Here is a 15293-nt window from a genome sequence, read left to right on the forward strand (position 1 = left end):
AAAGCTACCGGAGGCTGAGTCCAACATACGCTACAATGAACCGAAGTCTTACTTCGCATCATTGTAGCTTAATTGTTGGGGCATGTTTTTTTCTTTTCAACAGCAGTAAATTATTGGAACAGCTTTCCTTTCGGAGTTAGAATATCCATAAAAAGTCGAGTTCTCATTTCCAAGTCTCAGTACGTAAATTGGTACGTCATTTTGTTTACAGTAGAGAAAAGTTTCGTGGTCTTCAAAGTCGTCTGGTTCTGAGTCAGTGATTAAGCTCAAGTCAGTAGTTCTAATGTCAATAAAGGATGACTTGTCAAGGTTTGAGCTAATTCTGTCTTTGATGTGTTTAATTACTTCAGAATCGGATTTGATTTCTTCAAGTTTGTATCCATAGATCAGTTCTGATGTCGGAAATGTCTCAAGGTGTATGGTATCCCCAAATGAATTAGTAATCAAAAGAAAGCTGGTCGTTTCCGTTACTAATCCTTTTGGAACGTAAATTTTGAAGTTGTCTTTAGTCTCGCTATTGGAGAATATGTGTGTCGTACTGTCGGTATAGTCAGAGGTGAAGGTTGAATTCGAATAATCGAAGTAAACTGTCTCGGGAACCTTCGTCTTTTCCTTTTCGGGTTTGGAGTCAGTCTTAGTTTCTGTAGAGTCTAATTTTATCTTTTTGTCAGACCTGTTTTGATTCAAGTCATTACAACTTGTCAAAAGAATTAATGCTGTTATTATTGTCGTTATCGTCTTCATTTTAAATATGCCCCAACGTGTCGGCTAAGCTTTCGGGCGGATTTTACAAATGCTTACTTGTCCGCTGTGACCAAAGTTAGCAGATAAGCAAAAACCTTACGGACTGCCTTCAGTCCGCCTGAAGCTTAGCCATTGTTGGGCGTTCGTGCTTTATTTTATTTTTTTAAATTTTTTTCTCATTTTGTTGTCGGTAATTGTCATTGCAATCACTCCTGTAAATGGTTTACACCAAATAAATTCTTCGGTCTGTTGTTCTAAAATCACAATGTTCGTATTCTCAAAAGTCAACTGATTTATTAAGAAATTCTGAGTTTTTAGATCAATCGTGTCTGTAATCAGAAACCCGTCAATTATGAAAATCGGAGAATCTAAATTTTGGTCAGTCGTTGTTGCTTTTCGGTTAATTAAAAGTCGTTGTCTTATGGATTCAAATTGAGATTTATCGTCCAAGTCTTTTACTTTTTTCAACCAATCAAAATTGTCCTGCCTTGTCATTTTATATGTCTGGTCAGTCGGAACTTGTCCAAACGAAAAGGTGGAAATGGTCAAAAACGCTAATATGGTTAAGAATCCTTTCATTTAGTTTTTGTCCGCATGACGCCCAACTCGTTTATATGCGCAGTTTTATTGCACAATATATCCGTATTTGGTTGAATTGGTGTAGTTTTGTTTCACTTTATATTTTTATTTCCATGTCCTCTATTGGACTTTGAACCTTCTTAATTTTCCGGTTACTTATATGCGTTTAAAACTTGGTGGTTCTAGGGTGTCGGTGTTCAAATAGCTATTGTATTACCGTTCGTCCTACCTTTATGCAGATAAGTGCCATAGGAATGCCTTAACCTATGCGGAGTGATTGGCTTTATAATGCTCACTTTCCCACCGCAACGCTTAATACGGCTACCCAGGTCTTTGCATGGGATTAAGTCAGTCAGCGAAATAGGTGTATAAGTCACTGCCAAACCCGCTCCTTGAGGTACCACTTACATTCCATAAATCCTTTAACCGTTTATTAACTCGAAACCATAGAGGGATTTCAGCCGTGTTATTGACAGTTTTTGAAACCTATCGTTTTTCAAAATTATGGTCTTGCGCATCAGTTAAAAAGTAATTTCCACAAGATACAAAAAATCAGGATTTTTCTACTAGCGAATTCGTTTGGAAACTTTTTTTAAATACTTTGCCTTCCCAGTTACAATAGCTTCACCTTTTAATTAACCCTGTAATAAGCATGGGCACTTCTATTAGTTGCTGAATTACCTTAAAATCAGCCACCACATTGTTGTTTGGATACTTCCTTTTTATTGGAAGCCATATAGGAGACCCTTCTTTGTGATTCGGGTTATGGACAAACCCAAATAAATTTGAAAGACAATTTTTCTGTATCGGATGGAATGCCGGTAGTTGATCCAAATTGAACTGACACAAATTCTTATGAATTAAATATTCTTGCAGCGCTTTTTCAATTACCGGCTCACAAAAGTACTTTCATTGATTTCTCTTTCAGGGATGGTGCGTACTTCTTTTATGCTAACGCTCCCATCATAGCCCCAGCAAAGGGCCGTTGTATTGACCGTCCCGTAGTAATCTTCTACCCTGATAAATTGGGAAGAAATGGTTTGTTCCAACTCTATGGGAATACCGGTATTGGGCAGTAATTCTACTGGTGCTTTTTCCTTTGATTGTAACAATTTTAATAAATCTTCCAGGCTAGGAGTTTTATGCGCTAGGAGGTTTTTAAGATCGGCTTTGGCAGCTTCTACTTTTGGCCAGGGCGTATTTAGGAAAGCATTGGAAAGCCCATGGATACCCTCAGGTACTTGTTGAATGCCTCCGCCGTAATTTGAAAACACCATTAATTCTTCCTTTTCAGCTACCAATAAGTTGAAGCCATTGTAATCCTGCTGCGCTTTTTCTATTTGCCTCAAATAGTCCTTGGGAGATTGGCTTCCATTTAAAAAGTTGGTTACCAATTCTCCCCTGGTTTTGCTCAAAGGCTTGTCGTTTTGGGGGTCTCTATAATTCGTTAGGGCGGCAAATTTACCATTGGTGTGAAAACCCATCCAAGTGCCTCCTCCTTTTAAATCCTTTCCGGCATAGATGCCATTGTCCCATTGGTGGAGGCCTTTGGTCGGACGATTAAAGTATTCATCCCTGTTGGCAACCATGATAAGTTTGTATTCGGGATGCTGATTCCAGCTAAATGTCAGTAAGCACATGGCGTAAAATTAGCCAGCTCCCCTCGTAAAGGGAAAACCAATCCAAATTATTTTTAACTATATTTAATTACGATTAAAATCGTATATAATTTGTAATTACGAATTGTGTCGTATATATTTGGTACGAAATAAATCGTATAACAATACTATGGACAAGCCTACAGCAGCAGAATTAGAAATATTGGCCATTCTCTGGGAAAAAAAGCAAGCAAGTGTTCGGCAGGTGCACGAAGAATTGTCTTTGACCAAGGAAACAGGCTATACGACAACATTAAAAATCATGCAAAACATGCATGCCAAGGGATTATTGGCAAGAGACGAGGAGAAAAGAAGTCATATATACAGTGCTTTGATCTCCCAAGAAGATACCCAGCAGTCTTTGGTTAAAAATTTTATAGGAAAAGCATTTGGAGGATCAGCCAAGAAGTTGGTCATGCAAGCCTTGGGTCAGAGCGAGCCCTCTAAGGAGGAGATCAAAGAGATTCGTGCGTTTTTGGATAAAATAGAAAATGATTCACAATGAATACCGAATGGATTGTATCGCACTTTGCTGAAGCTTTGGGTTGGACACTGGCCCATTCACTTTGGCAGCTGCTCGTCGTGGCAGCAGGGATGTGGTTGCTTTTTAGGTTCAAAGCCTTAAATAGTCCACAAAAAAAGTACATGCTTGGTTTAGCCGGGTTGGCTTTGATGTGCTGCTTCTTTGTCGGGACATTTTTAATGGAATTGCAGTCCTTTCAAAGTAAAGGGCTTGAAGCTCCGGCTATCAGCAATCAGCTACAAGCAGATGTTCAGCCTGTAGCGCATAAATTGCTTTGGTCGGCTTACTTATCAGAAAGAATAGCATACGTTTTGCCTTACTTGGTTTATTTCTGGGTAATTGGCGTGGTATTTTATTTTATAAGGCATATGGGGAATTTTGTTGCTTTGAAGCAATTAAAGGCTAGGTCGCATAATAATGTCCCTCAAAATATCCTTCAGCGTGTTCAAAAAATAAAGACCAAGTTTGATTTAAGCTTTCCGGTTGAATTCCGGCTAAGTTCGGAAATCACTGTACCCATAACCTATGGAATGTTTAAACCAATAGTCTTGCTTCCCCTAGCTTTGATCATGCAATTGTCTCCGGTACAGTTGGAGGCCATAATTGCCCATGAGTTGGCGCATATTCGCAGGTATGATTTTGCTGTCAACCTGATGCAGTCTGTTTTGGAAATCTTGTTTTTTTATCATCCGGCCTTCTGGTGGGTCAATGGGTTGGTGAAAGAAGCAAGAGAGCATATTGCAGATGATATCGCTATTCAGGCGGGGGTAAAAGCAATCGATTTGGCCAATGCTTTGGCTATAGTCGCCAACGATGCTGTAGAGCAATCCCCTGAGTTGGCCATGGCTGCCCATTCATCCAATTTCCCATTACTCAATAGAATCAAAAGGATGCTGGGCAACGAACCTGCCCGTTTTTCCAATTCACCTTTAATTACTAAAACAATGATACTTACCCTAATATTTAGCGCCATTCTATTTATCGGCAATGCCAATGAGGTTAAAAAAACGGAGGAGCGCTGGGTTTCCACGGTCTTGGAATCAAAATTTGATGGGAATACTTACTTTTTGATGGATACCTTGCCTCAGTCCGTTGAGGTGGAAGATACTGTGATCACCATCATTAAAAATGTAGGTATAGACGCAGATTATGAAGTTTCGGAAGATGTCGAGGTGGTCATTCATTCGAATAATAAGGTAACAACGACTATTCACTCAGTAGTTTCGGATAGTTTGCCCTTACCACAACAACCGCCTGTGTTGAATCTAAGTCCGGCTCCGATTGCTAATTTTAGCCCGCCGGTGTTTAATGATAGCCTGGCTCACTTTACCCAAACCATCATTGGTGGTATTGGAGACAGTATCAAAGTTTTTGCCAGCAATATAGTGATGCTGCAGGGTGATACTTCGATTTTGTCACAAGAGCAAAAGAAAATGCTTGAGCAGAAAATGGAGTTGCTGCATCAGAAAATGGAGAAATCCCAAAAGGTATTCGAGGAAAAAATGAAAGCCTGGGAAAAAGAATTTCAGCCTAAAATGAAGGAGTTTGAGCAAAAAATGGAAGCCTGGCAGAAAGAGAACGAGCCTAGAATAAAAGAATTTGAAAAGAAAATGGAAGTTTGGGCTAAAGCTCAAAGTGAGAAGATTAAAGCTTTGGAGGAAGAATTTGAGTTGAAGGCCAAAGCGTATGTTGAAAAGGAAGAGTAAATTGCTTTTATAAAAAGAACATTCCCAGCCCTGAGATCCATTCTTAGGGCTGGGAATTATTTTTTGCGGTATTTTTCAAGATAAAAGCAGGATAGCTGCAACAGTTTTCTGCGGTCATCCTCGGGTGGATTGGTATTTTTCTAGCGATTTCAAGAAGCTTTTCCGGGGTAGGGAAGCCTGAAATTTCCAAGGCAAAAGTATAATGGTTTGTAGCTTCAATTTTGATTTCGGTATATTCGATTTGAATTTCCTGCGGAGGGTTTGAGAAATTGGAAGTAACATTAAATGCTTGGTCAAGGCTTGTCAGCCAGCGTTTCTTCATAATGGGGAAACCGGTTAATTTACTTTCAGTTTTGGGTAATTTTTCCAACGTCCATTTGTCCCAGGCTTCAAACTTACCGGGTAAAGGCTGGGATTCCGGGAGAGGGAATGTCCATTCCTGTCTTTGCTTTACTTCGTAATTATCACCTCTAACTTTCAGTCCCAGATCCGGCCTGTCTGCAATTGGAAAGTAAGTGTCTGTACGGGTTTCCCGTTTATTTTTATTCAATGAAAGCTCTTTTACGAAATTCAATAGTTCCTCAATTGGAGAACTGAAGAACCATCGGATTTCAATGGTAGAATATAGCGGTAGTTGGGGGACAAGTTTGGGTATATCCATGAGGTTATTTGATTGCGATTATTGGTTTTGGATTTTCTTGCAAGTAATTTTAATGCCTAACAAAGAAATTCAGTCTTTTTCACTTGTGATACCCTTCATTTTGTTTTTCTGATTTTGATAGAGAAAGCCTTTGAAGGGTTTGTGCTTAACAGCAGCTGAATGTCTCCCTCTGTAAAGTTCTGGGCTTTCAAAGCAGGAATAAGTTGGCTGAAAATATTGGTATAGCCCTTTATGCTTTGCTGGTCTTTTTGAGGATCGTACCATCCTGCATCATGGGAAATCAAAATACGGTCCAAAAAATCGTTCTCTTTGGCATAAACTATTTTTTCTACATGCTTTTCAAGGTCCCAACCCATACCATCAAGGCTAATCCAGCACCCCTTATCTGCTGCTTTAAGGTAGGCATCCGGGCTGGTCTCTGACTGTGCGTGCACCCAGATAAAGGCTTCGGGAGAAACCTGAAGTTCGTTCAGTATCGCCAATTGTGGCCACAAACCTTTGGCTGCTCCGATATGGGAAGCAATGGTCAAGCCTGTTTCCAGATGAGTTAGGGCAGCAGCTTTTACCAGCTTTCTGTGCATAGGGTTTAAAGAATCCGAATTGTCAACTCCAATTTTAATAAAACCGGGGTGGATGGAACTTCCGGCTATGCCATCAGTAAACTCTTTTATCCACATGTCAGACAATTCTTTGGCCGTCATTCTTTTTGCAAAATCCGGAATAAATTGATTGTTTCTTGCCCCGTACAAGCCTGTATTGGTAAGGATCTTTAATCCGGTTCTTTTGGCAATCTTTTCCAGCAATAATACATCTCTTCCAAGATAGTTAGGAGTAGCATCCACAAAGTAACTGACATTGTATGGCTTCAGCTCCTCCAAATAGGGCGTTATTTCATCTATTACCAATTCATGGTTCCAGTTACTTGAGAATATGCTATCTGCCCCGATAAAATCCACCAATATATGTTCATGAGTTAGCCAAATTTCATTGGCTGTGGGTTGTTGTTTTCCTGACAGACTTTGAATTACGATATTATTGTTCTGGGTAGAGCATCCGCCAATGACCCAGAAAGAAAAAAATATGATTTTGAGAGCGCTGTTCATGGTTTGTTCTTTTATGCAGGGGTAAAGCTATTCTGACTTGTCTGATTAAACCTATATTCTAAAATATCGATTAGTTGGGATAATTAATTGGTTTTGGATGGTTTTTATCTCTATTTCTCCTAAAACCAGGCTGGAATATGGGCGAAAATGCTTGTTTTCATTTCCAAGGTAGATGTGTTTTGTAGGCAAGAAATGTCACTTTATTTGTCAAATCGAGGTTGTGTATTTTAATTATTGCAAATCTTCCAATGTGGGTTGATTTTAGAAGCGTATAATTAATGATATATAAACAATATAGCGTATTTAATAATTATAATGTAAAAAAATATAATAATTGTTGCCATAATTTTAAATTAATAATCTTTTTCTTACCTTTGACATATCAAACAAAGACAAAAGGTCTTTGGGTAGTGAAGGGAAACTTTATTACTGATATATACTGTAGGATGATGAAACTGGCAGACATGCCCTCCTGTCTCGGGGGTGGAGATCACAGGATAAAGAAAATAGCGAGCTCGTATTTTTCCTAACTGCTCCGTGGAGGTTCGACTCCTTCTCCTACAGCAGGTTATTTTGGGTTTATTGTTAATTGACTAAAGCTATGAGATTTTATTTCATAGCTTTTTTTTTTACGGAACTATTATATTTTCACCTTTATGGGTTTGAGTTTTTGCGTGAATAATATGAACTGAGTTCGCAAATAAAAAATTTTTTTTGAAAAAATCATCCTTCCAAGAATTAACATTTAAAAACGCAGCAATCAAGTTGACAGCATTCAATTAAAAAGACCATTTTTACTTTTTTGCTATAGGTCAAAAAAGTAAGCAAAAAACCCCACCGCTGAGTATCTTTTCGGCAAAAATTTAAGGCCTCCCGCACACAGGCAAACTCCTTAGTTTTTGGTGTTAATATTGGCGTTGCTTTTTAATAATTACTAAACCAAAAACTTCGTCAAACAGTGCCTGTGCCCTTACTATCCCCGCTTAAATTTCTTAACGCCGAAAATCTACAAGGCGGAAATTAATTTATCATTTGATTAATGATGGGCGATTTTTAACGTACACGTCAATCTGAGGGCGGGGGGCCGGGCCAAAACTACGAGGCGGGGTTGGGCCTTGCGGGTGGAAGTTTAGTTTTGGCTAGATTTTTCTTTGGTTCGTTTCTTTTCATCAATGGAAAAGAAATGAACGGAAAACCTCTGCTTTCAGGGATAAAATCACTTTATAAAGCCAAACTCACCAGGCAGCGTTGAACCAGTGACAGTTCTATTAATTCTTGTACTTTACAATTAGTAAAGATTTGAAATTTCCAAGTGATTATTGTTAAATTACAAACCAGTATTTACTACACCAAGACATTCACTAAAACAACTGTCACTTTTTTGCTGCAGTGCATGTCCCAAGCAGTGAAACGAATCTAAAGGAAGCGTAGCAACTCAGTGGCCTGCCCTGAAGTGAAGCGACTCCCTGATGCGCAGTAACTCAGGAGAAAAGAAATGAACGCTTTACTTTCCGTTAAATATATAATTTTTACAAGCAGTTCAATGTAATAAAGCATTTCTGTTTCTAATATACCAAGTAATTGATTATGATCATTTTTACTTTTTTGCTATAGGTCAAAAAAGTAAGCAAAAAACCCCACCGCTGAGTATCTTTTCGGCAAAAATTTAAGGCCTCCCGCACACAGGCAAACTCCTTAGTTTTTGGTGTTAATATTGGCGTTGCTTTTTAATAATTACTAAACCAAAAACTTCGTCAAACAGTGCCTGTGCCCTTGCCTTCTCATCTTAAATTTCTTAACGCCGAAAATCTACAAGGCGGAAATTAATATATCTGTCATTCCGAGACTTTGTAGAGGCCTTGGGTAGAGAAAGTCGAAGGAATCTCCAACGTGATGAGATTGCCACACCCTTTTCCGCCTCAAAAACCTGCAAAAGAGTTCGAAGTGATATTGTAGTCTTTTGTAAAGACAATTTTAATTACCCTGGGGTTATTAGGGTTTGTTTTCGATAAGATTTTGTCAGGATTGTTGCAGAAGAAAAGGCAACAATACCGCCAAAATCAAGGTGTGCTTTTTCATTATTTTCCAAGGGTTGATGCCCTCGGCTACAAAAATGACACTCCTACGGAGTTTGGGAGGCGTTGAAGTTGGCATTTTCTATGTTGGTTTTTGATGTTTTAATTGAGAGGTGTTCCTGAGATTTATGCTATGATCCCGGTGAGGATTTGCTGGTTATTGTAAGGATGATTGCTTTCTTTTTAGTCCTTTGCCAATTTTTTAATCTAAGGGTTTATAAAGGCATCTTAATTTCGTAATATTTAATAAAAAGCTTTAAACAATAAAAATAATGTAAAAAAATATAATAATTGTTGCCATAATTTTAAATTAATAATCTTTTTCTTACCTTTGACATATCAAATAAAGACAAAAGGTCTTTGGGTAGTGAAGGGAAACTTTATTACTGATATATACTGTAGGATGATGAAACTGGCAGACATGCCCTCCTGTCTCGGGGGTGGAGATCACAGGATAAAGAAAATAGCGAGCTCGTATTTTTCCTAACTGCTCCGTGGAGGTTCGACTCCTTCTCCTACAGCAGGTTATTTTGGGTTTATTGTTAATTGACTAAAGCTATGAGATTTTATTTCATAGCTTTTTTTGTTTGCAGATTCACTAGGTGATTTTGTCAGCATTGTTGCAAAAAGGAGCAACAATACCGCCAAAATCAAGGTGTTCTTTTTCATTATATTCCGAGGGCTGACACCCTCGGCTATTATATTGTCGCCCCTTCAGGGCTCGGGGTTTCGGCAGGGAGAATATTCGTTTTTATCGATTTTGTTTTCGTTGTGATTTTGTCAGGATTGTTGCAGAAAAAAGCAACAATGCCGCCAAAATCAAGGTGTGCTTTTTCATTATATTCCGAGGGCTGACACCCTCGGCTATTATATTGTCGCCCCTTCAGGGTTCGGGGTTTCGGCAGGGAGAATATTCGTTTTTATCGATTTTGTTTTCGTTATGATTTTGTCAGCATTGTTGCAGAAAAAAAAGCAACAATACCGCCAAAATCAAGACGTACCTATACCTAATTTCCCGAGGGTTGATACCCTTGGCTAACATATTGTCATACCCTTTGGGAATTAGGGGTTTGGTGGAATTATTATTGAGGACTTTTTTATTTTTTTTCGGCATGATTTGTGGGTTTTTGGAAGGGGGAAGAAGAATAATCAAGACCAAGGACATGTTTGAAATTAACGATCTACCTAAATTCTTTTTGGCATTTTTTCTGGTGTTACCAATTATATCAGTACTACATGAGGGTGGGCATGTGTTTTTTGCCTGGTTGATGGGTGGTAAAAATATTAAAGTAAGTGTGGGTTCAGGAAGACCAGTTATCAATTGGGGAATGCTTGAGATACGTAAATTCTATTTCTGGTACGGGGTCTGTACATTTGAGAATTTGAAAAGAAAGCAAAAATGGAGCAGCATATTGATCTTTGGTGGGGGCAGTATTTTCAATATTGTAGGGATATTATTGGTATTATTTCTGATAAAGCAAGGGTTGATTAATGAAAGTATGTTCACCTATCAATTCACTTATTTCTCTTTCTATTATGTGTTTTTTGCCCTGCTTCCTATGCCCTACCCCGGGGGTAATTACAGTGATGGCAAAGTAATATTAGATCTTTTAAGAGGAAAACCTACCATTATTAAAGAAACGGCAATTACTGTGAAGAGGGATGTGGAAAAGGAGCAATGGATGGTATTGAATGATAATATGGATTTGGAGCAGGTGTTTAATAATGAAAAGGAAGCCTACGATAAAGCTAAGGCTATAGCAGTAAACGCTAAGCCGAGTAAAATAATTTATTATAAAGAAGGTGAGGAAAAAGAAGTTCACAATTTTCCTAAGATTCCATTATAGGTTATTTCGCAACCCATAATGGAACTCCATAATTCGCATTGAAAAGTTCTTCTGTTACACTTCCAATTGCAAAAGGGGAAAATGTATTCCCTCCTTTGTCTGCCACCACTAAAAGGTCGGCATTTGATTTTTTTATATTAGCAATGATTTTCTGTGCCGTACCAGATTCCCTACCGTGAAAAATGAGTGGTTCAATAGATTCAGGATAAGCCGTTTTTCTTATGTACTTTTCTATTTTTTCTTTGATATGTTTTTCTACTTTAGGTGCCATAAATTCCGGTGAAACATAAGGAGAAAACTGCAAGGGTACACTGTAGACATGAACTAGTTTGAGTGATGTTTTCTCTTTTTCGAATAAAGCCTCTGTTACTTGAAACACTTTGCGGGATTCGGGAGAAAAATCTGTTCCGGCCCAAATCGTTTCAATTTGGGGTTTTGCAAGGCGAGGCACAGCTAGCACATCGCACCTTAGTAGTTTTAGTAGTTTGCTACTCACCAATCCAGTGCCTTTTTCATGTTTTTTATTGCCTACCACAACAAGTTGGATTCCATATTTGTCTACAACATATTTGATTAAGGATTCACTGTAAGGGTCCTCCGAAATTAATACTTCAGAAGGGATTTCTGAACTAAAGTGCTCCTGAACTTTTTCATTCAACTCATCTCCAATTACCTCATCAAGGTTTATCTCCTTCAATTGTTCTTCAAAGAGTTCTGAAATGGCATATTTTTTAATGTTGTGAACAAAATAAACTTTTTCAGCCTTTAGTTTTTCAGCAAGAAAAGAACTGTATTGGATCAATACCTCATCTAAGTCTGAGAGGTCTAGTGCTACGAGTATGTTCTTATATACTTTTTTCATAACCGATTCTTTATTGATTGGGTTTTGTTTTTTCCGAACTGCGTTTTTTAATGATATCTGCCAGCCTTTCTTCATAGCTTTCCCATTCCTTTTGGGCTTTTCGCTCTTCAGATTGTTGGTTTTCATCCTTTAGGGCAATGTATAATGAATAACACATAAACAGGAGAATAAAAGCAAAGGGAAGCCCAGTAGCAATAGATGCTGTTTGTAAGGCTTGTAGACCACCTCCAATGAGTAGGACTGCGGCTACCGCGCCTTCAGTAAGTGCCCAGAAAATTCTTTGTCCTACAGTGGCATCAATTTTTCCTCCGGAGGTAAGGCTGTCTACCACCAAGGATCCTGAATCTGATGAAGTGATAAAAAATCCGGCAATCAGGATGACTCCTATCACATTTAGAATGACTGCAAAGGGATAGTTTTCCAGAAAAACAAACAAAGCAGTGGCTACATTGTCTTCAACCGCATTCAGTATGGTAGGGTCTCCTGATAATGCTTGCTGAATGGATGTGCTTCCAAAAGCAGTGATCCAGAAGAAAGTAATGAGTGAAGGGACAAATAATACACCTAAGATAAATTCTTTGATGGTACGTCCTTTGCTAATTCTGGCGATAAACATGCCCACAAATGGAGACCAGGCTATCCACCAACCCCAGTAAAAAACAGTCCATGCATTTTGCCAGTCATTTCCTGTATAGCTTTCCGTCCAAGTGGCAATTTCCAGAAAACTGTAAAGGTAATTTCCGGTGTTTTGAACAAATGACTGAAAGATGAAAATTGTAGGGCCTAGAATAACTACCAGTGCCAGTAGGAGCACCGCTATCCTCATGTTCCACTCGCTTAAGAACTTCACGCCCTTATCTACGCCCAAAACAACAGAAACTGTTGCGATAAGTGTTATGCCTGCAATAAGTGAGACCTGTGTGACAATCCCACTACTAATTCCAAATACATGGGCCAAACCTGCTGCGATTTGTTGTACCCCCAAGCCTAAGGAAGTGGCAAGCCCAAAGAGGGTGGCTAAAACAGCAAAAATGTCAATAAGGTCTCCCCATTTCCCATAGATTTTGTTTCCCATAATAGGGTAAAAAACAGAGCGGATTGTCAGGGGAAGTCCGTGAGAATAGGTGAAATAGGCCAAGGATAAACCTACTAAAGCATATACTCCCCAGGCATGAAAACCCCAATGTAAAAATGTGAAATTCATGGACTCCTGGGCGGCAAAAGGTGTTCCTCCTTCGGTTAAGGGTGGTTTCATGAAATGGGTAACCGGCTCCGCTATGCTCCAAAATAACAAGCCAATGCCCATTCCTGCGCTGAAAAGCATGGCGAACCAAGAGAGGGTTTTGAACTCGGGTCTGGCATCTTTGCCGCCAATTCTTATCTCGCCATATTTACTAAAGGCTAGATATATCACGAAAATCAAAAATATATTTACACACAGGATAAAGAACCAACCTACTGTGTTGGAAATAAAACTTTGGATTTCATTAAAATAGAATTCTGCTTGCTCCCTGAAAATAAGGGTAAGCGTTATGCTTACAATAATGAAAATGGTAGAGGTAAAGAATACCGGTCCATTCACATCCAATCCCATGATTGATTTTCTTTCATCGCTTCTTAATATCTTCTTAGCCATACAGTAGTTGTTTATTACTAGTTATGTTTTCTGATTCTAAAAATAGTACCCAATATTGACGTTAAATCTGGCTTCCCAACCTGCTCCGGGCGTACCACTGCTAAAATCGTCGATATAATTTCCTCCCAGCCAAGAATGATTCAAGCCGGCAGCATAATCTATATAAGTATAAATATTACCCGCAGTTATTAAAACTCCGGTCACATTCATAATTGAGTCATCAAAACCCTCCTTTTTCTTATGCATGTATCCAAAATCGTTGTATATCTTTAAAGAGGATATTGGCTTCCATTCAAGGGGTATATTTCGGGCAATGGTAAAGGTATAAATATTAAAGTCAGCAGCCACCTTATAGGCTGCTCCATAGGCGGCCATTGAAATCTCGTCCCTTGACATACCTGCGGCATTTGCCGGGTTATTGGAAATGTTCATGGCTTCTGCTTTGATGTTCCAGTCATTATAAGTGAGTTCGTAGTGAATCGCCAGTCCGTAATGATTGCCTGTTTCTTCCGTGTCTAAATTAAAAAGGCGTCCGTATTGGCCTGAGACACCAAGTCTATGCTTTAGTTGGTTGCCAAATTTGTAAATGAATTTACCATTCAATTGGTTAAACTCTTTGTTTCTCCCTGCTACATCATACGCATACCTGCTGTGCGTAATCTCAGTGGTGTTTCCAAAACGTGTTTCTTCTGCATTTTTAAAAAAGGCCAATTGGTATTCCACCTTATCTCCTGTGCGTATGTATTTTATACCCATGTCATGGTCATCTTCTAGTCCTACATAATAAGGTAGGTTGAAAAACCAATTGTTGGAGTTGTATTGCTGAATTCCAAAAGGCACCTGAGTTAGCCCTAGTTGGATTTCATTGGATTCATCAAAGTGGTACCCAAACCAACCTTGTTTAAGCATTCCGCCACCAAAAGCATTGCTATACAATCGGTATTCAGCATTGAGATTGATGCCTTTATAGGCGGCCTTTGCATTAATTCGGAATAAATCATATCCAAAATCTCCTCCTCTTCTTTTTTGTGCTGGCTTCCACGTCGACAGGTTATAATTAAACCGCAATGCCCCGCCTATGGCTACTTCAGGAACTTCCTGTGCTTTGGCGTTATTTAAGTTTGCTTCTACCATAAGAAAAAAAGATAAAAGTATAAGAGGTTTACATGCTTTAGGCATAGTGTTGTTAATCACCGTATTGGAATTGAGTTCTAGAAAGGCATTTTCCTTTATATGAATAAAAATTATTTTCATGCATTAAGATTAGTCCAATGATCAGCTGTGCCAAAGAAGACTTTGTATTGCTTATTTGTGGATAGGTATACCCTTGTTCCTTTGTGACATAAAAGCAGTACTGAATTTTTCAAATCCTAATCAGGATGAATCAAAGGGATTCCCGATTCAGGTATTCTATCTTAATGTTTCAACTTTGCTTAACCCGCAATTACTTTGCCATTCACCGGATTGCTGTTTTTAATTAAAAGTTATTTTATCCATGTCACTTCAATAGCTTGCCTAAAAAAAGGTATTCTTTCCCCAAGAAGGCAAAAGAATAAATGGTAGTAGGTTTAAAACAAATGTTAGTGAGTGGTCAATAGGGTGATTGCTAACCACTATCAATTTTAAGCCAAAGGCGAGATTTATTAAACTTGACTGGTAGAAAAAGAAAAACCCCAAATACTGAAAGTAAGTGGGGTTGAAGTAGCCTCGGCAAGGCTACATACCTTTTAATCTTATATTATTTGCTTGCACTTAAAAGTGTTGAAAATCAGATGTTTAAATAGGTATTGAATCAAATTTGATTAAGTAAAGTTAAAAAGGATTAAATTAAAGTGTCCCCCAAACTGTCCCCATTTGTTTTTATTCTTATATTTAGGAATCGAATCAAAAGAAAGTTTT

General features: G+C 38.5%; 11 protein-coding genes. 3 read left to right on the plus strand and 8 right to left on the minus strand.

Features of this window, described 5'->3' with window-relative positions; all coding sequences use genetic code 11:
- Positions 1 to 96: 96 nt before the first annotated feature.
- The 3 genes from Q4534_RS20125 to Q4534_RS20135 form a co-directional block, all read right to left on the minus strand.
- Complete coding sequence (locus tag Q4534_RS20125) at positions 97 to 744, minus strand: hypothetical protein (RefSeq protein ID WP_303614952.1); 648 nt, start codon at positions 742 to 744, stop codon at positions 97 to 99.
- A gap of 150 nt (positions 745 to 894) precedes the next feature.
- The gene (locus tag Q4534_RS20130; protein WP_303614953.1) at positions 895 to 1323 is read right to left on the minus strand and encodes a hypothetical protein; all 429 of its coding nucleotides are present in this window, start codon (positions 1321 to 1323) and stop codon (positions 895 to 897) included.
- Positions 1324 to 2210: 887 nt separating this feature from the next.
- The gene (locus tag Q4534_RS20135) at positions 2211 to 2963 is read right to left on the minus strand and encodes an NRDE family protein (protein ID WP_303614954.1); all 753 of its coding nucleotides are present in this window, start codon (positions 2961 to 2963) and stop codon (positions 2211 to 2213) included.
- 148 nt (positions 2964 to 3111) lie between these two features.
- Here Q4534_RS20135 and Q4534_RS20140 point away from each other — a divergent pair, with 148 nt between their 5' ends.
- Together Q4534_RS20140 and Q4534_RS20145 are read left to right on the plus strand one after the other, a co-directional pair.
- Positions 3112 to 3486, plus strand: coding sequence for a BlaI/MecI/CopY family transcriptional regulator (locus tag Q4534_RS20140; RefSeq protein WP_303614955.1), 375 nt, complete (start codon positions 3112 to 3114; stop codon positions 3484 to 3486).
- Complete coding sequence (locus Q4534_RS20145; protein WP_303614956.1) at positions 3483 to 5210, plus strand: M56 family metallopeptidase; 1728 nt, start codon at positions 3483 to 3485, stop codon at positions 5208 to 5210. The genes Q4534_RS20140 and Q4534_RS20145 overlap by 4 nt, the downstream gene beginning before the upstream one ends.
- Positions 5211 to 5253: 43 nt before the next feature.
- Here Q4534_RS20145 and Q4534_RS20150 read toward each other — a convergent pair whose 3' ends face one another.
- Together Q4534_RS20150 and Q4534_RS20155 are read right to left on the minus strand one after the other, a co-directional pair.
- On the minus strand, positions 5254 to 5871 hold the full coding sequence (locus tag Q4534_RS20150) for a hypothetical protein (protein WP_303614957.1): 618 nt from the start codon (positions 5869 to 5871) through the stop codon (positions 5254 to 5256).
- Positions 5872 to 5966: 95 nt separating this feature from the next.
- Positions 5967 to 6974, minus strand: coding sequence for a phosphotriesterase (locus tag Q4534_RS20155; RefSeq protein ID WP_303614958.1), 1008 nt, complete (start codon positions 6972 to 6974; stop codon positions 5967 to 5969).
- A gap of 3187 nt (positions 6975 to 10161) precedes the next feature.
- On the opposite strand from Q4534_RS20155, the gene Q4534_RS20160 reads away from it, so the two are divergent.
- Entirely contained in the window at positions 10162 to 10896 is a 735-nt protein-coding gene (locus Q4534_RS20160) for a site-2 protease family protein (RefSeq protein WP_303614959.1), read from the plus strand.
- A 1-nt stretch (position 10897) separates the two neighbouring features.
- On the opposite strand, the gene Q4534_RS20165 is transcribed toward Q4534_RS20160, so the two are convergent.
- Genes Q4534_RS20165 through Q4534_RS20175 form a run of 3 tightly spaced genes read right to left on the minus strand, consistent with a single transcriptional unit; the run spans position 10898 to position 14648 of the window.
- Positions 10898 to 11758, minus strand: a complete 861-nt coding sequence (locus Q4534_RS20165) for a universal stress protein (RefSeq protein ID WP_303614960.1) — start codon at positions 11756 to 11758, stop codon at positions 10898 to 10900.
- 10 nt (positions 11759 to 11768) lie between these two features.
- Positions 11769 to 13394, minus strand: coding sequence for a BCCT family transporter (locus tag Q4534_RS20170; protein ID WP_303614961.1), 1626 nt, complete (start codon positions 13392 to 13394; stop codon positions 11769 to 11771).
- A gap of 36 nt (positions 13395 to 13430) precedes the next feature.
- Positions 13431 to 14648: a hypothetical protein gene (locus Q4534_RS20175; protein ID WP_303614962.1), complete on the minus strand. Its 1218-nt coding sequence runs from the start codon at positions 14646 to 14648 to the stop codon at positions 13431 to 13433.
- Between the last annotated feature and the right edge of the window lie 645 nt (positions 14649 to 15293).

This window comes from Cyclobacterium sp. 1_MG-2023 (genome assembly GCF_030546805.1).
GTDB lineage: Bacteria > Bacteroidota > Bacteroidia > Cytophagales > Cyclobacteriaceae > Cyclobacterium.